The organism is Pseudomonas fluorescens group sp. PF-1 (assembly GCF_054481335.1).
Window position 1 is genome coordinate 502,740 of the sequence record NZ_JBTMNG010000001.1, and the last position, 21,529, is coordinate 524,268.

Annotated in this window: 22 protein-coding genes; 12 read left to right on the top strand and 10 right to left on the bottom strand. The window is 62.5% G+C overall.

From position 1 onward, the window contains the following. Positions 1-38: 38 nt before the first annotated feature. Together ACX3YD_RS02420 and ACX3YD_RS02425 are read right to left on the bottom strand one after the other, a co-directional pair. Positions 39-1,241 (bottom strand): MFS transporter, encoded by a 1,203-nt coding sequence (locus ACX3YD_RS02420; protein WP_103403394.1) that lies wholly within the window; start codon positions 1,239-1,241, stop codon positions 39-41. A gap of 183 nt (positions 1,242-1,424) precedes the next feature. After that, the gene (locus tag ACX3YD_RS02425) at positions 1,425-5,729 is read right to left on the bottom strand and encodes an Lhr family helicase (protein ID WP_458959195.1); all 4,305 of its coding nucleotides are present in this window, start codon (positions 5,727-5,729) and stop codon (positions 1,425-1,427) included. A gap of 204 nt (positions 5,730-5,933) precedes the next feature. Here ACX3YD_RS02425 and ACX3YD_RS02430 point away from each other — a divergent pair, with 204 nt between their 5' ends. Further along, positions 5,934-6,818 (top strand): sugar nucleotide-binding protein, encoded by an 885-nt coding sequence (locus tag ACX3YD_RS02430; protein ID WP_103403396.1) that lies wholly within the window; start codon positions 5,934-5,936, stop codon positions 6,816-6,818. Further along, entirely contained in the window at positions 6,811-7,740 is a 930-nt protein-coding gene (locus ACX3YD_RS02435; RefSeq protein ID WP_458959196.1) for an NAD-dependent epimerase/dehydratase family protein, read from the top strand. Before ACX3YD_RS02430 ends, ACX3YD_RS02435 begins: the two co-directional genes overlap by 8 nt. A gap of 140 nt (positions 7,741-7,880) precedes the next feature. Here ACX3YD_RS02435 and ACX3YD_RS02440 read toward each other — a convergent pair whose 3' ends face one another. The 5 genes from ACX3YD_RS02440 to ACX3YD_RS02460 form a co-directional block, all read right to left on the bottom strand. Then, positions 7,881-8,582 (bottom strand): OmpW/AlkL family protein, encoded by a 702-nt coding sequence (locus ACX3YD_RS02440; RefSeq protein ID WP_458959197.1) that lies wholly within the window; start codon positions 8,580-8,582, stop codon positions 7,881-7,883. A 220-nt stretch (positions 8,583-8,802) separates the two neighbouring features. Next, positions 8,803-9,321, bottom strand: a complete 519-nt coding sequence (locus ACX3YD_RS02445) for a DUF3299 domain-containing protein (RefSeq protein WP_090466835.1) — start codon at positions 9,319-9,321, stop codon at positions 8,803-8,805. A gap of 11 nt (positions 9,322-9,332) precedes the next feature. Further along, a complete protein-coding gene (locus ACX3YD_RS02450; RefSeq protein WP_458959198.1) occupies positions 9,333-10,598 on the bottom strand; it encodes an ABC transporter permease in 1,266 nt (421 codons plus the stop codon). Between the two features lies 1 nt (position 10,599). Beyond that, positions 10,600-11,310 (bottom strand): ABC transporter ATP-binding protein, encoded by a 711-nt coding sequence (locus ACX3YD_RS02455; RefSeq protein ID WP_047533892.1) that lies wholly within the window; start codon positions 11,308-11,310, stop codon positions 10,600-10,602. 74 nt (positions 11,311-11,384) lie between these two features. Continuing rightward, positions 11,385-11,969: a DUF2796 domain-containing protein gene (locus ACX3YD_RS02460; protein WP_458959199.1), complete on the bottom strand. Its 585-nt coding sequence runs from the start codon at positions 11,967-11,969 to the stop codon at positions 11,385-11,387. A 136-nt stretch (positions 11,970-12,105) separates the two neighbouring features. Between ACX3YD_RS02460 and ACX3YD_RS02465 the strand changes: the two genes are divergently transcribed. Next, on the top strand, positions 12,106-12,444 hold the full coding sequence (locus tag ACX3YD_RS02465; protein ID WP_458959200.1) for a hypothetical protein: 339 nt from the start codon (positions 12,106-12,108) through the stop codon (positions 12,442-12,444). Between the two features lie 31 nt (positions 12,445-12,475). Here the strand turns inward: ACX3YD_RS02465 and trxA are convergent, their stop codons facing one another. The 3 genes from trxA to ACX3YD_RS02480 are packed head-to-tail and all read right to left on the bottom strand — an operon-like array spanning position 12,476 to position 14,520. Further along, positions 12,476-13,348 carry a thioredoxin gene (gene trxA / locus ACX3YD_RS02470; RefSeq protein WP_458959201.1) on the bottom strand — a complete coding sequence of 291 codons (873 nt, stop codon included), beginning with the start codon at positions 13,346-13,348 and terminating at the stop codon, positions 12,476-12,478. Positions 13,349-13,402: 54 nt separating this feature from the next. Next, positions 13,403-14,059: a class I SAM-dependent methyltransferase gene (locus ACX3YD_RS02475; RefSeq protein WP_458959202.1), complete on the bottom strand. Its 657-nt coding sequence runs from the start codon at positions 14,057-14,059 to the stop codon at positions 13,403-13,405. After that, positions 14,056-14,520: a hypothetical protein gene (locus ACX3YD_RS02480; protein ID WP_103403404.1), complete on the bottom strand. Its 465-nt coding sequence runs from the start codon at positions 14,518-14,520 to the stop codon at positions 14,056-14,058. The genes ACX3YD_RS02475 and ACX3YD_RS02480 overlap by 4 nt, the downstream gene beginning before the upstream one ends. A 127-nt stretch (positions 14,521-14,647) precedes the next feature. On the opposite strand from ACX3YD_RS02480, the gene nrdR reads away from it, so the two are divergent. From nrdR to ACX3YD_RS02525, 9 genes are all read left to right on the top strand, one after another. Further along, positions 14,648-15,112, top strand: a complete 465-nt coding sequence (nrdR, locus tag ACX3YD_RS02485) for a transcriptional regulator NrdR (protein WP_003228656.1) — start codon at positions 14,648-14,650, stop codon at positions 15,110-15,112. Further along, positions 15,109-16,242 (top strand): bifunctional diaminohydroxyphosphoribosylaminopyrimidine deaminase/5-amino-6-(5-phosphoribosylamino)uracil reductase RibD, encoded by a 1,134-nt coding sequence (gene ribD, locus ACX3YD_RS02490; RefSeq protein ID WP_458959203.1) that lies wholly within the window; start codon positions 15,109-15,111, stop codon positions 16,240-16,242. Before nrdR ends, ribD begins: the two co-directional genes overlap by 4 nt. Positions 16,243-16,289: 47 nt before the next feature. Continuing rightward, positions 16,290-16,955: a riboflavin synthase gene (locus ACX3YD_RS02495; RefSeq protein WP_008059524.1), complete on the top strand. Its 666-nt coding sequence runs from the start codon at positions 16,290-16,292 to the stop codon at positions 16,953-16,955. Between the two features lie 16 nt (positions 16,956-16,971). Further along, on the top strand, positions 16,972-18,063 hold the full coding sequence (ribBA, locus tag ACX3YD_RS02500) for a bifunctional 3,4-dihydroxy-2-butanone-4-phosphate synthase/GTP cyclohydrolase II (RefSeq protein ID WP_047533876.1): 1,092 nt from the start codon (positions 16,972-16,974) through the stop codon (positions 18,061-18,063). Positions 18,064-18,154: 91 nt separating this feature from the next. Then, positions 18,155-18,631 carry a 6,7-dimethyl-8-ribityllumazine synthase gene (gene ribH, locus ACX3YD_RS02505; RefSeq protein ID WP_003228649.1) on the top strand — a complete coding sequence of 159 codons (477 nt, stop codon included), beginning with the start codon at positions 18,155-18,157 and terminating at the stop codon, positions 18,629-18,631. Then, positions 18,628-19,128, top strand: coding sequence for a transcription antitermination factor NusB (gene nusB / locus ACX3YD_RS02510; RefSeq protein WP_103403407.1), 501 nt, complete (start codon positions 18,628-18,630; stop codon positions 19,126-19,128). Before ribH ends, nusB begins: the two co-directional genes overlap by 4 nt. A 23-nt stretch (positions 19,129-19,151) precedes the next feature. Then, on the top strand, positions 19,152-20,117 hold the full coding sequence (thiL, locus tag ACX3YD_RS02515; protein WP_458959204.1) for a thiamine-phosphate kinase: 966 nt from the start codon (positions 19,152-19,154) through the stop codon (positions 20,115-20,117). Beyond that, complete coding sequence (locus ACX3YD_RS02520) at positions 20,114-20,617, top strand: phosphatidylglycerophosphatase A family protein (RefSeq protein WP_458959205.1); 504 nt, start codon at positions 20,114-20,116, stop codon at positions 20,615-20,617. Before thiL ends, ACX3YD_RS02520 begins: the two co-directional genes overlap by 4 nt. A gap of 43 nt (positions 20,618-20,660) precedes the next feature. Further along, positions 20,661-21,398 carry a substrate-binding periplasmic protein gene (locus ACX3YD_RS02525; protein WP_458959206.1) on the top strand — a complete coding sequence of 246 codons (738 nt, stop codon included), beginning with the start codon at positions 20,661-20,663 and terminating at the stop codon, positions 21,396-21,398. The last annotated feature ends 131 nt before the right edge of the window (positions 21,399-21,529 follow it).

The window sequence follows — 21,529 nt, forward strand, 5'->3', positions numbered from 1 at the left end:
CTGGAGACCATCGCCAGCAGGCTGGCTCCTACAGGGGATCAGTGGCCGACGACAATACGGGTTGAACCTTCGGCGTACGCAGGGCCGAGGCGATCGAGACGGCCGCTCCACGCGGTCAGCGCCAGTGCCACCAACACCACCAGGCCGCCAATCCACGCTGTATGAATCAGCCCCATATGCGCGACGATCAGGCCACCACCCCAGGCGCCACCGGCGATGCCAAGGTTGAACGCAGCAATGTTCAGGCCCGAAGCCACGTCCACCGCATGTGGCGTGTGATGTTCGGCCTGGCGCACCACGTACACCTGCAACCCCGGCACATTACCGAACGCCACGGCCCCCCAGACCAGTACGGTGGCCAGCGCCAGCCATGGATTGCCGGCCGTGAAGGTCAGCACGAACAGCACGGCGGCGAGCAGGCTGAAGATGATTTTCAGGGCGCTGATCGGACCGCGTTTGTCCGCCAGTTTGCCGCCCCAGATGTTGCCCACGGCCACCGAGATGCCGTAGACCAGCAGCACCAGGCTGACGGTGCTGGCGCTGAAGCCGGAAATGTCCTGGAGGATCGGTGCCAGGAAGGTGAACGCAATGAACGAACCGCCGTAACCAACCGCCGTCATGGCGTACACCAGCAGCAACCGTGGCTGCTTGAGCACCTGCAATTGCTGCAATAGCGACGCGGGTTTGCTGTGGGCGATGTTTTTCGGCACGTACAGCAGGCTGCCGATGAACGCGATGACACCCAGTGCGGACACGGCCAGAAAGGTTTCACGCCAGCCGAAATGCTGGCCGATGAAGGTGCCCAACGGCACGCCAGTGACCAGCGCCACGGTCAGTCCGGTGAACATGATGGCGATCGCGCTGGCGGCTTTGTCCTTGGACACAAGGCTAGTCGCGATGGTGGAACCAATCGAAAAGAACACCCCGTGGGCCAGGCCGGTGACGATCCGCGCAATGATCAGCGATTCGTAGCTCGGGGCCTTCCAGGCCAGCAGGTTGCCGAGGGTGAACAGCACCATCAGCGACAACAGCAGCATCTTGCGTGGGACTTTGCCGGTGAGGGCAGTCAACACAGGGGCGCCGACCGCGACGCCCAGCGCATACAGGCTGACCAGAAGGCCGGCGGACGGCAGGCTGACACCCAGGTCGGCGCCGATGGTGGGTAACAGGCCAACGATGACGAATTCGGTCGTCCCGATGGCGAATGCGCTGAGGGTCAGCGCGAGCAAGGCAATGGGCATGGCTGCAACTCCGGTGGGTTGATTCGATGGAGCGCAGTGTCGAGGTTTGGGGTGTGCGGAAAAATACAGGGATGAGCATTTGATATTTGCGTGCAGATCAAATATTGCCGCGACAATCGAAAACCTGCGGCGAGGGCGCTTGCACCGGGCGGCATTTCGACGATGAGGCCAGCCCAGGCGGCGCTAATGCCGGATCAGCTTGCCGTGCACTTCAGCCATGGCCTGTTGATCCAGCTCAAGCCAGAAATGCGGTTGGCCGGCGATCTCGGCAGCGGCCGGCAAACCGTCGCGGTACACCAGCCGATTGCTTGCCAGTGCCGGTACTTTGGGGCCGGGCAGCAGGGTCCCGGCGAGGTTCAAGGGATCGACGCCGCACACCGCGATCAAGCTGCCGTCATGGGGGCGGCGTCGGACTTCACGCATCAGTGCAATCGCCTCGGGCAGGGCGAATTGCTCGCCCGCCAGGCCACTGACAAAGCGTCCGCCGCGAATCTCGCCCCGCGCTTCCAGTCGATGGAAGGTGCGCAGCAATTCGCGCCAGCTCGGCAACCAATCGGCCTCGCGCTCCAGCAGGCGCCAGAACACCACGCCATAGCGACGCAGCAGGGTCATGGCGATGTGTTCCAGGGGCTCGGCAGGCGTGGCCGACGGCTGTTTGTTGTCGACAACCGGCGCGACAGCCCCGCGCCGCAACAGCGCCCAGCGTCCGGCATCGTCCATGCCGCCGACAAACGCGCCGCGTCCGCGACGGTTGCTGCGATTCAGGCGTTTGCTGGCCGGAGTGATCAGTGCCCGCAATCCGGCGAAGCTGTCGGCGTTCACCAGACCGGCGCCCACCAGTTCTTGCAAGGCGATTTCCAGCTCCGAACGCAGCAGGTGGGCCTCGTGAATCAATTCATCGAAAAACAGCGCGCCGTGCTGGCTGAGTGCGGCATGGACCTTTTGCGTTTTCGGCGACAGTTCGCTGATCGGCGTTTGCTCGGTCAAGTCGCTCCAGAGACCGACCCGATTGCGCGGCAACAACAGAATCGGCGTGCTGCGAAGTGCCGTGCTGGCGCTTTTGTTGCGCGCGGTGAGGCGGGTCCAGACCAGTTTGCCGCTGCGGCACAGGTCATCCAGCCAGCTCGGCGCATAGTCCTTGAGGCGTGCTGGCAGCAGGTCACTGTCCCAGGCCGATGCGGCGCCGGGGTAGCCCTCGAACTGCGCGATGATCGTCGGCAACATCCCGCTGCCCTGGCCCTGAGTGGCGCTGGACACGTGCTGCCAGTCGAACAGAAACCGCATGAAATCCTGCAACGCCACCGGCTCGATTTCCCGGCGCAGGCGCTTGACCGTGTAGCGATGAATCCGCGCCAGCAAATGACGCTCGCACCATTGTTCTTCGGTCGCACCCGGCGTGAAGCGGCCGCGCAGCACATAACCTTCGCGTTCCAGTTGCGCCAGTGCCTGGGCAACCTGTGTCCCGGGCAAGCCGAGCGGATCGGCAATCGCCTTCAACGGTAACGGGCCAAAAGCACTGAGCCGGGCGCGGATGACTTCAAGCACCGCATCGTCCGCGTTCCAGGCTTCATCGAATCCCGGCAGCGCCTCCCGTGCCGGCAGTACATCAGCCTGTGGGTAAATTGCCCGCAGGCAGGTCAGCCGTTCCCGTGCCAGCCACAGCGACGAGTCGAGGCGGCTGGCGCGGCCGCTGTCGCCCAGGGTGTTGAGCCAGTCGAGCCAGTTCGGGTTGGCCTGGGCTTCGGCTTCGGTGATGCAGGCCAGGCTCATCAATGCCTCGTGCATTTCATCGATGCCGTTGGGGGCAGGCCAGGCTTCTTCGCGCACGGCGGCAATCGCTTCGGCGTCCAGCGCGCCGAGGTCGTCGGTCGATTCCGGGTCGCTCCAGCGGCGGTTGAGCACCGCTTGCGTGCGGCGTTCTTCCAGCGGCGCATCGTCGAGAAAGGTGTAGGGCCGCGCGCTGAGAATCTCCGCCGCCAATGGCGAGGGCGCCGGCAGGTCGCGACTGATCAGCCGGACCTCGCCGCGCTCCATGCGCCGCAACAGCGCGAGCCAGCCTTCGCTGTCCATGGCTTCGTGCAGGCAATCGTCGAGGGTTTGTTCCACCAGCGGATGGTCGGGAATGTCCCGCTCGCCGACGAGGTTTTCCACGCAGGCGATCTGATCGGGAAACACACTGGCGATCAGGTCTTCGCTCTTCATCCGCTGGATTTGCGGCGGGACTTTTCGCCCGCCGGAGTAGCGTGGCAACGCCAGCGCCACCCCGGCATTCCAACGCCAGCGCACGCCGAACAGCGGCGCATCGAGGACGGCTTGAATCAGCGTGTGCTCGGCGCTGTTACTGTGTAGGTAACGCCACACGTCATCCAGCTCAAAACTGTGGCTGGTGGACAGCGACAGCACGATGGCGTCTTCACTGGCGGCAGCCTGCAATTCGAAGTTGAAGGTGCGGCAGAAACGCTTGCGCAGGGCCAGGCCCCAGGCGCGATTTATGCGGCTGCCGAACGGCGTGTGGATGATCAGTTGCGTGCCACCGGACTCGTCGAAAAACCGTTCCATCAACAGTGTGTCTTGCGAGGGCAGGGCGCCGAAGGCCTGGCGCGCGCGGGCCAGGTATTCCACCAGTTGTTCGGCGCTGGCCAGGTTCAGGCCGAGGGTTTGCGTCAGCCAGTCGAGGCCGGGCTGCAAGTTGCCCGGCGTGGCACCCAGCAGTTCATCGAGTTGCGCTTGCAGGCGCGCGACGGCGAACGACAGTTCCGCGCTGCGCCCCGGTGCTTCGCCGAGCCAGAACGGTATGGTCGGCGGCTGACCCTGGGCATCCTCGACCCGGACCTTGCCGGTCTCGACCCGCAGGATCCGGTACGACGTGTTGCCCAGTTGAAAAACGTCGCCGGCGATGCTTTCCACCGCGAAGTCTTCGTTGACGCTGCCGATGTTCAACCCTTGTGGCTCCAGCAACACGCTGTAGTCGGCGTTGTCCGGAATGGTCCCGCCGCTGGTCACGGCCGTCAGCTTGGCGCCCCGGCGGCCGCGCAGGCTGCGGGTCACCGCATCGCGGTGCAGGTAAGCGCTGCGGATGCCCTGGCGACCGTTGTAGCCCTCGGCGAGCATGCGCAGCAAAGCCTGATAGTGTTTTTCGTCGAGCGTGGCGTAGGGAGAGGCCTGGCGGAACTGCGCCAGCAACGCGTCCTCCGGCCATTCCTGACAACTGACTTCGGCGATGATCTGCTGGGCCAGCACGTCTAGCGGGGCCTCGGGGATTTGCAGGGTGTCGAGTTCGCCCCGGCGCACGCAGTCGAGCAGGGCGGCGCATTCGATCAGGTCGTCGCGGGTGGTGGCGAACAAACGGCCCTTGGGGGTGCCGCCGACCTGGTGCCCGGAGCGACCGACCCGTTGCAAAAAAGCCGAAATCGAGCGCGGCGAGGCGATCTGGCAGACCAGGTCGACGTCGCCAATGTCGATCCCCAGCTCCAGCGACGCCGTGGCGATCAGCACTTGCAGCTCGCCGCGCTTGAGCCGTTGCTCGGCATCCAGGCGAAACTCCTTGGCCAGGCTGCCATGGTGGGCGGCCACGGCGTCCTTGCCGAGACGTTCGCTCAAGTGGCGGCTCAGGCGTTCGGCCAGGCGCCGGGTGTTGACGAAAATCAGCGTGGTCCGGTGTTCGCGGGCGAGGGCGGCGAGGCGGTCGTACACCAATTCCCAGACATCGTTGGCCATTACCGCTGACAGCGGAACTGGCGGCACTTCAATGTCCAGATCCCGTGGGCGGGCGTGGCCGATGTCGATGATTTCGCACGGCCGGTCGCGGCCCACCAGGAAGCGCGACACCGCGTCGATGGGTTTTTGCGTGGCGGACAGACCGATGCGCACCAGTGGCTCGACGCAGAGCGCTTGCAGGCGCTCGAGGCTCAGGGCGAGGTGGCTGCCGCGTTTGCTGGCGGCGATGGCATGGATTTCATCGACGATCACGGTGCGCGTGGTACCGAGCATTTGCCGGCCCGAATCGGAGCCGAGCAGCACGTAGAGCGATTCCGGAGTGGTGACCAGAATGTGCGGCGCCGTCTTGCGCATTGCCGAGCGCTCTTTTTGCGGGGTGTCGCCGGTGCGCACGGCCGTCGTGATCTGCCATTCGGGTAAGCCCAGCAGGCGCAATTGTTCGGTGATCCCGGCCAGTGGGTCTTGCAGGTTGATGCGGATGTCGTTGGACAGCGCCTTGAGTGGCGAGACGTAGACCACCAGGGTTTCGTCCGGCAGGCCTTCGGGCTGCTCCAGTCCACGGTGCACCAGGTCGTCGATCACGGCGAGAAACGCGGTGAGGGTCTTGCCGGAGCCCGTGGGGGCGGCGATCAGGGTCGAGCGACGCTGGCGAATCAACGGCCACGCCCGGGCCTGGGCGGCGGTCACCGTCGCGAAGGTCTTGCTGAACCAGGCGCTGACGGCGGGGTGGAAGCCGTTCAGGGCACTGTCTGCGGGGATGGGCAGGTTCATGCAACAATTTATGCGGGTGGGGGGCGCAAGATGCAAGTACCGCTGGGGCGGCGCAGGCAGCCCAAATCCCGCACATCGACACTTTACGGATGACGGTTGCGCACTAAACCCGCAAAATGCAAGGATTCTGGCTACTTTCAACGACAGCGCTCGCGAGCGCTGTCGACAAACCCTCGTTCCAATCAGACTGGGCCTGCTGACTCTATGCGAATGCGCCTTATGTTACTGGGCGGCGGAAATGCCCTTGGGCAGGCGCTGATTCGCCTCGGTGCGGAAGAAGACATCGGTTTTCTCGCCCCCCGCCCACCGCAAGACGGCTGGGATGCCGCGAGCCTGACGCAACTGCTCGACGACACCCGCCCGGACGCGTTGATCAACCTCGCCTACTACTTCGACTGGTTCCAGGCGGAGACGGTCAGCGAACAGCGGCTGGCCGGGCAGGAGCGGGCGATCGAGCGCCTGGCCGAACTGTGCCAGCATCACAACATCGTCCTGGTGCAACCTTCGAGCTATCGCGTGTTCGATGGCTCCCGGGCGACTGCCTACAGCGAAAAAGACGAACCGGTGCCGTTGGGCCTGCGCGGCCAGGCGTTGTGGCGCATCGAGCAAAGTGTGCGCGCCACATGCCCACAACATGTGCTGTTGCGTTTCGGCTGGCTGCTCGACGACAGTCCAGAGGGCACGCTGGGGCGTTTTCTCAGTCGCGCCGAACTGCCGGAAGAGTTGCTGATGGCCGACGATCGCCGGGGCAATCCGACCCCGGTGGATGACGCTGCCCGAGTGATTATCTCCGTACTCAAGCAGCTGGACTGCGCAGCGCCGCTGTGGGGCACATACCACTACGCCGGGCATGAAGCGACCACGCCGCTGGCCCTGGGCCAGGCGATCCTCACTGAGGCGCGCGCCCTGCATCCGCTGGCCATCGAAGCGCCGACCGCCCAGGCCCACGCCGCGCGCCCGGATGCCGCCGAAGAACCGCAACACGCGGTATTGGCCTGCAAAAAAATTCTGCACACGTTCGGGATCAAACCACGCGCTTGGCGTGCGGCCCTTCCGGGCTTACTCGACAGGTTCTATCGCCATGGCTGACGGCCCCGTTTTAATCACCGGCGGTGCCGGTTTCATTGGATCGCATCTCGCCGATGCCTTGCTCGCCAAGGGCCATTCGGTGCGGGTGCTCGATGACCTGTCGACCGGCAAGCGCAGCAACCTGCCGCTGGACAATCACAAGGTCGAGTTGATCGTCGGTGACGTCGCCGATGCCGCACTGGTCGCGCGGGCGATGGTCGGTTGCAGCGCCGTGGCACACCTGGCGGCGGTGGCGTCGGTGCAAGCCTCGGTGGACGATCCGGTGAAAACGCACCAGAGCAATTTCATCGGCTCGCTCAATGTCTGCGAAGCCATGCGCCAGACGGGCGTCAAACGCGTGTTGTTCGCCTCCAGCGCGGCGGTGTATGGCAACAATGGCGAAGGTGAGCCGATCGATGAAGACACGCCCAAGGCGCCATTGACCCCTTACGCATCGGACAAATTGTCCAGCGAACATTACTTCGATTTCTATGGGCGCCAGCATGGGCTGGAACCGGTGATTTTCCGCTTCTTCAACATCTTCGGCCCACGTCAGGACCCGTCCTCGCCGTATTCCGGGGTGATCAGCATTTTCAGCGAGCGTGCGCAGAACGGCCTGCCGATCACGGTGTTTGGCGACGGCGAGCAGACACGCGATTTTGTCTACGTCGAGGATCTGGTCAGCCTGCTGGTGCAAGCCATCGAGAAACCGCAGGTGGGCGTCGGCGCGGTCAACGTTGGCTGGAACGAGGCGACGAGCCTCAAGCAGATGCTGACGGCGCTCAAGGAAGTGATCGGTGAGTTGCCGCCGGTGAGCTACGGCCCGGCACGCTCCGGCGACATCCGTCATTCACGGGCGAACAACCGGCGTCTGCTGGAGCGCTTTACCCGCCCGCAACAGACGCCGTTGAGTGTCGGACTGGCGCGATTGTTGGGACGCTGAGATTCAGCGAGCACAAAAAAGGCGCCCCAGGAGGCGCCTTTTTTGTGGCCGGATTTCGCTTCTAAGGCGAGGTAATTCCTGTGGTGAGGGGGCAAGCCCCTTCACCACAAAAGCCAGGTTCACCACCACGTGAACATCCGTTAGAACTTGTAACCCAAACCGACCATGTAGATGAACGGGTCCACATCGACGTTGACACGGGCACGGGTGCCCGGTTCCACGGCGTCGTTTTCCACGGTCGCGCGGGTATTGATGTCGATGTAGCGCATCTGGGCGTTGAGCATGATGTTGTCGGTGATCATGTAGTCGGCACCGACCTGGAACGCCATGCCCCAGGAGTTACTCGCCTTGAAGTTGCTGAAGCCTTTGGCCTGGGCATCGCTGCTGACGTGTTCGTCGTAGATCCAGGTGTAGTTGATACCGGCGCCGACATATGGCTGGAATTGAGACTTCGCGTCCAGCGGGTAGTACACAACGCTGAGGGTCGGTGGCAGGTGTTTCAGCGAGCCGAGTTTGCCGTTCGCCGCACTCCCCAGGGACGTGCCCTTGAGTTTGACGTCATGCTCGAACGGCGTGGCCGCGAGCAGCTCGATCCCCCAGTTGTTGGTGATCATGTAGGCAAAGTTGAGACCCAACTGCGTGTCGCTGTTCAGGGTTGCCTTGCCCCCCAGATTGGTACCCGCCAACGGACCCTGATCGACTTTGACGCTCGAGCTGTCGTCTTTCGGGTTGACGGTGATTGCACCGGCACGAAGGATGATCTCACCGGCTTCGTGAGCGTGTGCGAGCGGGGCGGCGAGCGCGAGGGAGACCAGCGCGACGCTGAGCAAGGACTTGTTCATGGGGGCTCCAGAGGACGTTAGAAATATTTGATGTCCAATGGTAAACAGCCGTTTGATTCGGTCTTTTGACTCAGCTCAATGAAAGTTGGGTGTGGGGAATTTTGTTGGCGATTTTGCGGGGCTGTTCGCGAGCAAGCTCTCTGCCACAGGGTTGCGCGTTTCCCTGTGGGAGCGAGTTTGCTCACGATGGCGGATGATCTGACAACGCAAAAAAACGGGTTCACTCTGGCAATTCATAGATGTAAATCTTGTCCGCCTCCATCTGATACCCGGCATCGGCCAGTTCGCTGGTGGAAGGTTTGACTTGCATCGCACCTTCGATCCAATACGGCTGATACAGCTCGTCGAGCTTTACGCCGACTTCGCTTTTGACATGCACGATCTGGTTCGAGGGCGGCGGCGGAACGTGGATGCAGGCGCCGAAATATGGCACCAGCAGAAACTCCGTCGTACGTCCTTCTTCACTCACTTCCAGCGGCACGATGTAACCCGGCAGGCGAACGTTTTGCCCGTCAAGGGCCTTGACCACCGGCGCGTTGGGCATGTCCTGCCTGGCGGCGGGCGCGGATTCGGCGGACAGCGCGCTGCTCATCTGCGACATGTCGTGCAGTGGCGTCATGTTCGGCACTTCCGCCGGGGCGTCCGGCGGGATCATTTCCGACCAGGTCAGCTCTTTCGGCTCGGCCGCCCATAGGGGCAGGGCGACCAGCATCAACAGCGCAAGCAGAGCGCGGGGCATTTTCAACGTCCTCATAAACGGATCGACAGGCCATCGGCTAGGGATTGGCGATAGGCGCGCCAGGCCGGCACGCTGCCCATCAGCAGCGCGGCGATCAGAATGCCACCGAGCAGCGTCCATTCATAATCGCTTGGCCAGGTCAGCGGCAGAAACAGACCGTAATTGGCTTGCACGTAACCCTGGGCGGCGGCGATGCACACATACAGCAGCGCCACGCCGGCGACCACGCCGGACAATGCCAGGGCAAACGCCTCCAGCACCAGCAGCGTTGCGATGTGCCATGGCCGCGCGCCCACCGAACGCAGGATCGCCATCTCGCGGCGCCGCTCGTTGAGGCTGGTGAGAATGGCCGTGAGCATGCCGATCAGTCCGGTCAGCACGACGAACAGCGACACCACGAACAAGGCTTTTTCCGCCGTGCCCATCAAGCTCCACAATTCTTGCAGGGCCACTCCCGGCAGGATCGCCAGCATTGGTTCGCCGCGGAATTCATTGATTTCACGCTGCAGGGCAAAGGTCGAAATCTTGTTGTTGAGGCCAAGCATGAACGCAGTGATCGCTTGCGGCGTCAGGTCCATGTTGCGCGCCTGATCGGCGCTGACCCGACCTTCGCCCCTGGCCGGCACGCCGTTGTGCCAGTCGATGTGAATGGCTTCCATGCCGCCAAGACTGATGTGCAGCGTGCGGTCCACCGGGGTACCCGTGCGCTTGAGAATGCCGACCACGGTGAAGGGCTTGTCGTCGTGCTTGACCAGGCTGATCGCCGCGACACCGTGGGCCAGGACCAGTTTGTCGCCCAGTTTGTAGTGCAGCGCATCGGCCACTTCGGCTCCAAGCACCACTTCGAACGGATCGGTGGCGAAGGCGCGACCGTCGGCCAGTTCCAGGTGTTGCTGGCGGCCGTACTGATAATGCTCGAAGTACGCTTCGGTGGTGCCCATCACCCGATAACCGCGGTGCGAGTCACCGAGGGACATCGGGATCGCCCACTTCACTTTCGGGTTGCTGGCGAAGTGTTCGAAGCTGTCCCAACGAATGTTGTTGGTGGCGTTGCCGATGCGGAACACCGAGTACAACAGCAAATTGACCGAGCCGGAGCGTGCGCCGACGATCAGGTCGGTGCCGCTGATGGTGCTGGCGAAACTGGCCTTGGCCTCGGTGCGCACCCGCTCTACCGCCAACAACAGGCAGACCGACAGGGCAATGGCGAACGCAGTGAGGATCGCGGTGAAGCGGCGGTTAGCCAGGCTGGCCATGGCTAGACGAAACAAATACATCTCAGACCTCGGACGGGGTGGCGGCGCGATTGAGATCGGCCAGCGACAGGTGGCGATCGAACAGCGGCGCGAGGCTTTGATCATGGCTGACGAATAGCAGGCTCGATCCGGCTTCGCGGCATTCGGCGAACAGCAGGCGAATGAAGTTTTCGCGGGCGTCGTAATCCAGGGCCGAGGTCGGTTCGTCGGCGATCACCAGTTCCGGTTGGCCGATCAACGCCCGTGCGGCCGCCACTCTTTGCTGTTGGCCGATGGACAGCGAGTCGGCGCGGCGACTGAGGATGCTTTCATCTTTCAACCCCAAATGTGCAAGCAACGTGGCCGCGGCCTGATCGATGCTGCCATGGCGCTGGATCGCCCGTCGGGCGCGCAACTTGGAGAAGCGGCAAGGCAGCTCGACGTTTTCGCGCACCGAGAGAAACGGCAGCAGGTTGAACTGCTGGAAGATGTAGCCGGTGTGATCGACGCGAAAGTGATCGCGGGCACCGGCCGAGAGTTCGGTCAGTTCCTGGCCGAGCAGGCGGATACTGCCACGATTCGGTTTCTGCACACCGCCGAGCAGGCCGAGCAGGGTGGTCTTGCCGCTGCCGCTCGGGCCTTTGAGGAACAGGGTTTCCCCCGGTTCCAGGCGAAACGCCGGGATATCCAGCAACGGTGGGTGACCGGGCCAACTGAAGCCCAGGTCGGACAGTTCGATGAGTGCTTGGGTCATGTGAAACCGGTCTGGTTGGTGGTAAACCCTGTAGGAGCGAGCAGGCTCGCTCCTACAGGTGATCTTCAGCTAATTCAGAATTTCAGGGCAGCGGCCTTCGCCGTCACCTCAACCCCTTGTTGCCCGCTCGGGCCGATCAGTTGTACCTGAATTTTCTGGGTGGCCGGGAACGTGTTGAAGATATTCGCCAGATCCAGAGTCTTCAGCGCACCGGGAGTGGCGCAGGTGAAACTGTAATGGGCGTGAATTTCGCTGTGGTCGTGGTGATGTTCGTCCTTGGCGTCTTCGTCGTGATCGTCATCAGCCTCTGGTTTGTCGCCGAACAGCGGGCTTTCCAGTTTCTGACTCGCCACTTCGCAACCGGCGGCTTTCGCCAGGGAGAACAGCGCCAGGGGCTTCTCCAGTTGGGCGCGCACGGCAGCCACCTTGGCCTTGTCGGCATCGGTGGTGGCGGTGTGTTCGAAGCCCACCAGGTTCATCGCCGGGCTTTCCAGTTCCAGCTCCAGGGTCTGACCCTCCAGCACCGCGTTCAAGCGCCCGACACCGTGTTCGTGGGCGCCGAGGCTACCGTGCTCATGGTCGTGGTCATGTTCGTCAGCCGCGTGGGCGACAGCCAGCGGCAGCAGGGCAAACGGCAAAGCGAGCAGCAGACGACGCATGGGTGACACTCCGGAAAGTAAAATGAAAAATATGTTATGTAATCTTATAACGTAAGTGCGGAGAGTTTGACTGGCTGCTTGGCGTTGCACAAGTCCCATGGGAGCATGCCGCTTAGAAATAGGCGGGAGCAGACTCATGTTGCGAATTCGCGGGAGCATCGGCGATTGGCCGGTGGATTTGACGCTGGAGATGGATGACGCCGACTGGGCGCGGCTGGGGGCGCAGTTGACCGTGGAAAAAACCGGGGTCACTGCCGCGCCAGCCAAACCGCAGAATCAGGATGATGCGCTGTGGCAGATCGCCAGGGACTTATTGCGCAAGGCAGGGCAGTTGAGTGGGCCGGATCTGCTGGAGCAACTGGAAGGGCTGACCGGCAATGCGTCGGCGGGCAAACGCCTGTTGGTGCGATTGCGCCATTGCCCGGACGTGAAGGTGGAAAGTGGCGGGGATACGCCGCTCTATCGCTGGTTGTAGGAGCGAGCAAGCTCGCTCCTACAGGTCGTGCTTAATAAAGGGCTGCAAACAACTTGCGACGGTAGGTGGTCACCAGCGGGTGATCGTTGCCGAGCAGTTCGAACACCTGCAGCAAAGTCTTGTGTGGCAAGCCTTCGCTGTAGCTGCGGTTGCGAATGAACAACTTGAGCAGGCCATCCAGCGCCGCGTCGTATTGCTGGCGAGCCAGTTGTTGCACCGCCAGTTGATAGACCGCCTCATCGTCCTGCGGATTTTTTGCCAGGCGGGCCTTCAGCTCGGCGGCATCCGGCAAGTCCTTGGCCTGGCCGAGAAACTTGATCTGTGCCTTGGCGCCGGCCAATGCAGCCTTGTGTTCATCACTCTTGACCGCGTCGAGCACGGCTTGCGCCTCGCCCAGCTCACCGCGTTCGGTGAGGCAGCGGGCATAGAGGATCAGCGCCTTGGCGTTGGTGTTGTCTTCGCCCAGCAGCACTTTGAGGATGGCTTCGGCGTCGGCGAAGCGGCTGTCGTCGAACAGCGTCTGGGCCTGGTCGAACGGATCTGCGGCGGCCGGTGGCGGCATTTGCACGTGAGGCTCGAGCAGCGCGCGCACGGCTGATTCCGGTTGCGCCCCGGCAAACCCGTCGACGGGTTGACCATCCTTGAACAGCACCACGGTTGGCAGGCTGCGAATGCCGAAGCGAGCGACGATATCCTGTTCGATGTCGCAGTTGACCTTGGCCAGCAGCAACTCACCCTGGTAGCTCTCGGCAATGGTCTGCAGCATCGGCATCAGCACTTTGCACGGCGCACACCATTCGGCCCAGAAATCCACCAGCACCGGTTTGTGGAAAGAATTCTCGATCACCGACTGGTCGAAGTCGGCAGTCGTGGCGTCGAAGATGTACGGCGTTTCCTGGCTCATGGGGGATCTCGTAGAAGCGTGAATGGGGCAACTATACGGCCTGTCGCGACGCTTTCAAGCGCGCCGCGCATGGTAAAGGCTCACATGCCGAAACTCTTCCGGCTCGGCCAGATCCGGCAGGGTCATCGCTTCAAGCATTTCGATCCGGCGATACAACGGATGGCGAAAATCCCGGACTCGCGAATCGGCCACCAGCGCCTCCTGGCCACGACTCAGGAACTCATCGAGTAGCGGCAGGTTCGCCCGGTCGTACAGCACATCGGCGACCAGGATCAGATCAAAGCGATCGGCTTCGTCGAAAAAATCCGTCGAGTAGTGGAGCTGCACATCATTGAGTTCGGCATTCGCCCGGCAGGCGGCAATCGCCAGCGGGTCGAGGTCGCAAGCCACCACTTCCAGCGCTCCGGCCTTCACCGCCGCAATCGCGGCCACGCCGGAGCCTGCGCCGAAATCCAGGATTCGTTTGCCTTTGACCCACTCAGGGAATTGCGCGAGATAGCGGGCTACCGCCAAGCCACTGGCCCAACAGAAACACCAGTAAGGCGGTTCATGCAGAATCCGTCGGGTTTCTTCCGGGGTGAAGGCGCGGTCCATGTTGTCGCCATCGATCAGCCACAGCTTCAGCTCGGTGCCCGGCAGCTGGCAGTCGACCAATTGCGCGTCGCCAAGCAATTCCCCCAAGGCCCGTTGCAGGTCGAGCGGTGCACTCATGGGGCTTTGACGAATTGCAGTTGGCCCAGCACCTGGGTATTCGGTTGCGTGATCGGCTGCGCCGGCAGATGCAGGATCAGTTGGCCGGACTGGCTGGCGCGACCGCGCAGTTCAACCCGGGCACCGGCCGGGAAGGACTCCGGATTGAAGCGCAAGTGAAACGGCAGCAGCTGGTTGTTGCCGATCAGGTTCGAACTGGCGAGTAATTGTTGTGGACGACCTTTTTCGTCGATCACCAGCAGCGCCAGTTCGACTTCGGCGCCTTCGGGCACGCCTTGCAGGGTCCCGCTCAGTTCGCGTTGATAGGCGGGCAACGGGCCGAGGTTGGCCGACTCCCTGGCTTTCTTCTGCGCCTGTGCCGGCGCGGGGCCTGGCGTCGGTGACTGGGGTTTGGGTGCATCGCTGCCGCAAGCCACCAGCAGGCTGAAAACACTGAGCAAAACGAGCGGTCGTAACGACATTGGCAGCTCCGTAAAGGTAAATTCCATGGATCGATAGATCATGGCGTCTGTATACCGCAAACCCTATGGCTTGTCTTGCCACGGGGATGCGCTACCATGGCCCTCCCTTTTTTTGTTGCCTGCCACCATGCACTGTCCCTTCTGCGGTGCCAACGACACCAAGGTCATCGACTCGCGTCTGGTCGCCGAGGGCGAACAGGTGCGCCGCCGGCGTGAATGCCTGGCCTGCGGCGAGCGATTCACGACGTTCGAGACCGCCGAACTGGTGTTGCCGCGCCTGATCAAAACCGACGGCAGTCGTCAGCCGTTCGACGAAGAAAAACTCCGTGCCGGCATGCAGCGCGCGCTGGAAAAGCGTCCTGTGAGTGTAGAACGCCTGGAATCGTCGCTGGTGCACATCAAACACAAACTGCGTGCCACCGGCGAGCGCGAGGTCAAATCCCTCGTCGTCGGCGAACTGGTGATGGCCGAGCTGCAGAAGCTCGACGAGGTCGCCTACATCCGTTTCGCCTCGGTGTATCGACGCTTCCAGGATCTCAACGAGTTCCGCGAAGAGATCGATCGCCTGGCCCGTGAGCCGGTGAAAGAATGAGCATGCCTGCCGAACAAGCCATCCTCGACGCCCATTTCATGGCCCGTGCCCTGGAACTGGCGCGCAAAGGTCATTACACGACGCACCCCAATCCCCGGGTCGGTTGTGTGATCGTGCGTGACGGGCAGATCGTCGGCGAAGGCTGGCACGAACGCGCCGGCGAACCCCACGCCGAGGTCCACGCCTTGCGCGCCGCCGGTGAACTCGCCCGTGGCGCCACCGCTTACGTAACCCTCGAACCCTGCAGCCATCATGGCCGGACACCGCCCTGTGCCGACGCACTGGTCAATGCCGGTGTGGCGCGGGTGGTCGCGGCGATGCAGGACCCGAACCCGGAAGTCGCCGGTCGCGGCCTGCAACGCCTGGAACAGGCCGGCATCGTTACCCAAAGCGGTGTGCTGGAAGGCGAGGCGCGCCAGCTCAATCAAGGCTTCTTGAAACGCATGGAACACGGCTTGCCGTTCGTGCGGGTCAAGTTGGCCATGAGCCTCGATGGCCGCACGGCGATGGAAAGCGGTGAAAGCCAATGGATCACTGGCCCGGCGGCGCGTTCGGCGGTGCAACGCCTGCGGGCCCAGGCCAGTGTGGTGTTGACCGGTGCCGACACGGTGCTGGCGGATAACGCCCGCCTGACCGTGCGCGCCGATGAGCTGGGGCTGGACGCCGAGCAGACCGCACTGGCCATGAGTCGCCCGCCGCTGCGCGTGCTGGTGGACGGTCGTCTGCGTGTGCCGCTGGATGCGCCATTCTTCAGGGCCGGCCCGGCGCTCGTCGCCACGTGCATGGCGGTGGAAGAGCAATACGCCAACGGACCTGAATGCCTGATCGTGCCGGGCTTCGATGGCCAGGTCGATCTGCGCCAGTTACTGATCGAACTGGCCGCTCGCGGAGTCAACGAGGTGTTGGTCGAGGCGGGGCCGCGTCTTGCCGGGGCTTTTGCTCAGCAAGGTCTGGTCGATGAGTTTCAGATCTTCATGGCCGGCAAGTTCCTGGGCTCCTCGGCGCGCCCACTGCTGGACTGGCCGCTCGCGCAAATGAAAGACGCGCCAGTGCTCAAAATTATCGAAATTCGTGCGGTTGGCGATGACTGGCGAGTCACTGCCATTCCTTTGCCAGCAGCGAGCGTATAATTTCCGGCCATCGCTATTGCGCTGGCTCTGTTCTCGAGGAGAACCCCATGTTCACCGGCATTATCGAATCCATCGGCAGTATTCGCGCATTGACCCCAAAAGGCGGAGATGTGCGGGTCCATGTAGAAACCGGCAAGCTCGACCTGAGCGACGTCAAACTGGGCGACAGCATTGCGGTCAACGGCGTGTGCCTGACGGCGGTTGAATTGCCGGGCAACGGCTTTGCGGCCGACGTCAGCCGCGAAACCCTCGACTGCACCGCCATGAACGACCTGAAAAGCGGCAGTCCGGTCAATCTGGAAAAAGCCCTGACTCCGACGACTCGCCTTGGCGGGCATCTGGTCAGCGGGCACGTCGATGGCGTGGGTGAAGTGGTTGCCCGCACCGAGAATGCCCGTGCCGTGGAGTTCCGTATCCGCGCACCGAAAGAACTGGCCAAGTACATCGCCCATAAAGGCTCGATCACCGTCGACGGCACCAGCCTGACCGTGAACGCGGTCGATGGCGCCGAGTTCCTGCTGACGATCATTCCGCACACCCTGAGCGAAACCATCATGGCGTCGTACCAGCCGGGTCGCCGGGTGAATCTGGAAGTGGACTTGCTGGCGCGTTACCTGGAGCGCCTGTTGCTCGGCGACAAAGCCGCAGAGCCTACGGCTGGCAGCACCATTACTGAAAGCTTTCTGGCCGCCAACGGCTACCTCAAATCCTGACTCAAGGGGGTGCCTTGTGGCGCTCAATAGCATCGAAGAACTGGTTGAAGATATCCGCCAAGGCAAGATGGTCATCCTCATGGATGACGAAGATCGCGAGAACGAAGGCGACCTGATCATGGCCGCCGAGTGCTGCAAACCCGAGCACATCAACTTCATGGCCAAGCACGCCCGCGGCCTGATCTGCATGCCGATGAGCCGCGAGCGCTGCGAGCTGTTGAAGCTGCCGCTGATGGCGCCGCGCAACGGTTCCGGTTTCGGCACCAAGTTCACCGTTTCGATCGAAGCGGCCACCGGCGTGACCACCGGCATCTCCGCCGCCGACCGTGCCCGCACCGTGCAGGCGGCAGCCGCGAAAGACGCCAAGGCTGAAGACATCGTCAGCCCTGGCCACATCTTCCCGCTGATGGCCCAGGCCGGCGGTACGCTGGCTCGCGCCGGCCACACCGAAGCCGCCTGCGACCTGGCGCGCATGGCCGGTTTCGAGCCGAGCGGCGTGATCTGCGAAGTGATGAACGACGACGGCACCATGTCCCGTCGCGCCGAACTCGAAGCTTTCGCTGCCGAACACAACATCAAGATCGGCACCATCGCCGACCTGATTCACTACCGGATGATCCACGAACGTACCGTTCAGCGGATTGCCGAGCAGCCGCTGGACAGCGAACTGGGCCAATTCAACCTGGTGACCTATCGTGACTCCGTGGAAGGCGACGTGCACATGGCGCTGACCCTGGGCAATGTCTGCGCTGATGAACCGACCCTGGTCCGCGTGCACAACATGGACCCGCTGCGCGACCTGCTGATGGTCAAGCAACCGGGCCGCTGGAGCCTGCGCGCCGCCATGGCCGCGGTTGCCGAGGCCGGCAGCGGCGTGGTGCTGTTGCTCGGCCACCCGCTCGATGGCGACGTGTTGCTGGCGCATATCCGCGAAACCGCAGACCACGCGGCCGTGAAAAAACCGACCACCTACAGCATTGTCGGTGCCGGTTCGCAGATCCTGCGTGACCTCGGTGTGCGCAAAATGCGCCTGATGTCCGCACCGATGAAATTTAATGCGATATCCGGTTTCGATCTGGAAGTTGTAGAATACGTGCCCTCCGAATAATGACCGGTTGTTTCCGGCCTTGAATTCGCGGTTCAAATATCACTGAGGGGCGCGTAGAAGACGCGTCCCGGCTCTTTAAGAGATCTAACGAATGACCCTGAAGACCATCGAAGGTACCTTCATCGCCCCTAAAGGCCGCTACGCTCTGGTAGTGGGCCGTTTCAACAGCTTCGTCGTTGAAAGCCTGGTCAGCGGTGCAGTTGATGCCCTGGTTCGCCATGGCGTGAGCGAAAGCGACATCACCATCATCCGTGCGCCTGGCGCCTTCGAAATCCCGCTGGTTGCGCAGAAAGTCGCTCAGAAGGGTGAGTTCGCGGCAATCATCGCCCTGGGCGCGGTCATTCGTGGCGGTACTCCGCATTTCGAATACGTGGCAGGCGAATGCACCAAGGGCCTGGCCCAGGTGTCCATGGAGTTCGGCGTTCCGGTCGCTTTCGGCGTCCTGACCGTTGATTCCATCGAGCAAGCCATCGAACGTTCCGGCACCAAGGCCGGTAACAAAGGTGCTGAAGCTGCCCTGTCCGCTCTGGAAATGGTCAGCCTGCTGGCGCAGTTGGAGGCCAAGTGATTAGCGACGAAAGCGATCGTTTCAACCCGCGCGATCCAAAGCCTGCGGATGCCGGCAAGCCATCGAAAAGCGTCAAGCGTCGTGAAGCCCGTCAGCTCGCGACCCAGGCGCTGTACCAATGGCACATGGCCAAACAGTCGCTGAACGAGATCGAAGCGCAGTTCCGGGTCGATAACGATTTCAGCGATGTCGACGGCGCGTACTTCCGCGAGATCCTGCATGGGGTTCCGCAGTTCAAGACCGAAATCGACACCGCACTCAAGCCTTGCCTGGACCTGACCATCGAAGAGCTCGACCCGGTTGAACTGGCGGTTCTGCGTCTGTCCACCTGGGAACTGCTCAAGCGCGTCGACGTGCCGTACCGCGTTGTGATCAACGAAGGTATCGAACTGGCCAAGGTCTTCGGTTCCACCGACGGTCACAAGTTCGTCAACGGTGTGCTCGACAAACTGGCCCCGCGTCTGCGTGAAGCTGAAGTGAAGGCGTTCAAGCGCTAACCTGCGCTTGAACAGGATACCCAATGGGTGAGTTTGAGCTGATCCGCAATTTCTTCGCCGCCGCGCCTTGTGCGCAGGGCGGCGAAGGCGTTGACCTCGGGATCGGTGACGATTGCGCCTTGCTGGCTGTTCCCCCCGGGGAGCAGTTGGCGATTTCTACCGATACGCTGGTGGCCGGTGTGCATTTCGCCGACCCTTGCGATCCCTTTCTGCTCGGTCAGCGCTCGCTGGCCGTGGCCGTCAGTGACCTGGCCGCCATGGGCGCCACCCCCATTGCCTTTACCCTTGCCCTGACCTTGCCAACGGTGACTGCCGATTGGTTGCAGGCCTATGCCCGCGGTTTGAACCGGATGGCGCAAAGCTGCGGCGTTGCATTGGTGGGCGGTGACACCACCCGCGGGCCGTTGAGCATGACCATGACTGTGTTCGGGCGCGTACCCAACGGGCTGGCCCTGAGCCGTAGCGGCGCGCAACCGGGCGACTTGTTGTGCGTCGGCGGTGAACTGGGCAATGCCGCTGGCGCCTTGCCGCTGGTGCTCGGCGAGCGTACTGCCGAACCTGCCATCGCCGATCCGCTGCTGGCGCACTATTGGTCGCCGCAACCGCAGTTGGCGCTGGGCCAGGCATTACGTGGCAAGGCAACGGCGGCGCTGGACATCTCCGACGGCTTGCTCGCTGACTGTGGGCATATTGCGCTGGCCTCGAAGGTCGCCGTTCAAGTCGAGCGCGATCGCTTGCCGTTATCCGGGGCGCTGGTTGCTTTCCTCGGGCAGGCGGGCGCGCAGAACGCGGCCCTCAGCGGTGGTGATGATTACGTACTGGCTTTCACGCTGCCGTCCGTCGAGTTATCGCCATTACTGGCCGAGGGTTGGCCGATTCATGTGATCGGGCGGATTGTGGCGGGGCAGGGCGTGACACTGCTCGACAGCGATGGGCAAGACATCACCCCGCAAACCCGGGGTTATCAACATTTTCGGGAGTCACCGTGACAGATCATCCCAAACAGCTCCCGGCGGAAGTCGTACCGCCGTCGGTCTGGCGCAACCCGTGGCATTTCCTGGCGTTCGGCTTCGGCTCGGGCACCTTGCCAAAGGCCCCCGGCACCTGGGGTTCATTGGTTGCGCTACCCTTTATCCCGTTGTGGCAAATGCTGCCGGACTGGGGTTACTGGCTGATGCTAGGCATCACCATGCTGTTCGGCTTCTGGCTGTGCGGCAAAGTCGCGGACGACTTGCGGGTGCACGACCATGAAGGCATCGTCTGGGACGAGATGGTCGGGATGTGGATCACCCTGTGGCTGGTGCCGGAAGGCTGGCAGTGGTTACTGGCGGGTTTCCTGATGTTCCGTTTCTTCGATATTCTCAAGCCGTGGCCGATTCGCTGGATCGACCGGCATGTGCACGGTGGCGTCGGGATCATGCTCGATGATGTTTTGGCGGGTGTGTTCGCGTGGCTGGCCATGCAGGGGTTGGTATGGATTTTCGCCTGACCTGACCGTAAAGGTCTTGAGGCGCCAAGTGGGAGAACTAAGGATGGCTCTACACAGGTTGGTGGTAATGGTGCTTGCCGTGTTTTGCTCCCTCGCGCAAGCGCAGGAGGTCGTGGCGCCGCCGTCGGTCATTCACCTGGCCAGCGAGGACTGGGAGGACTATACCGCCGCCGACGGCCATGGGCTGGGCTGGGACGTGCTGCGACAAGTCTTCGAACCGGCAGGCGTCAAGCTCGATATCCGCACTGAACCCTACCTGCGCTCCGTAGGCCTGGCCGAGCGTGGCGAGGTCGACGCCTGTGTCGGTTCCTATCGCGACGAATCCAGCGAACTGCTCTATCCCCGCTGGAACTTCGATACCGATCACATCTACGCCCTGGGGCTGGTCAGCAGCCCGGTGCCGACCCCGGAAACCCTGGGCAATTATCGGCTGGCGTGGGTTCGTGGCTACGACTACCAGGATTACTTGCCCAATGTGCGTCATTACGCCGAAGTCATCCGGCGTACCGGTATCGTTTCGATGCTGACCCACGACCGTGCCGACTTCTATATAGACGCGTTGACCGAGGTCGATTACGTGGTCAGCCGCGCCAAGGATCCATCGCAGTTGCGCCGCACCCACATCGCAGAACTGCCGCTGTATCTGTGCTTTGCCAAGACCCCGCAGGCCCGTTCGCTGATGGTGTTGTTTGACCAGCGTATGGAACAACTGGTGAAAAGCGGCGAGCTAAAACCCATCTTTGAACGCTGGAAACAGCCTTATCCGTTTGATGAAAACTGAAGGGCTGACACCTCACAGGAGCGGTGTCGTCAGGGGGCATATCAAACTTTTTGATCGTTATCCCCGATAATTCAGCCTAAGCGTCATCCGGAACCTGCTGTTACAATGCCCGCCTGCGAATCTTCAGACTT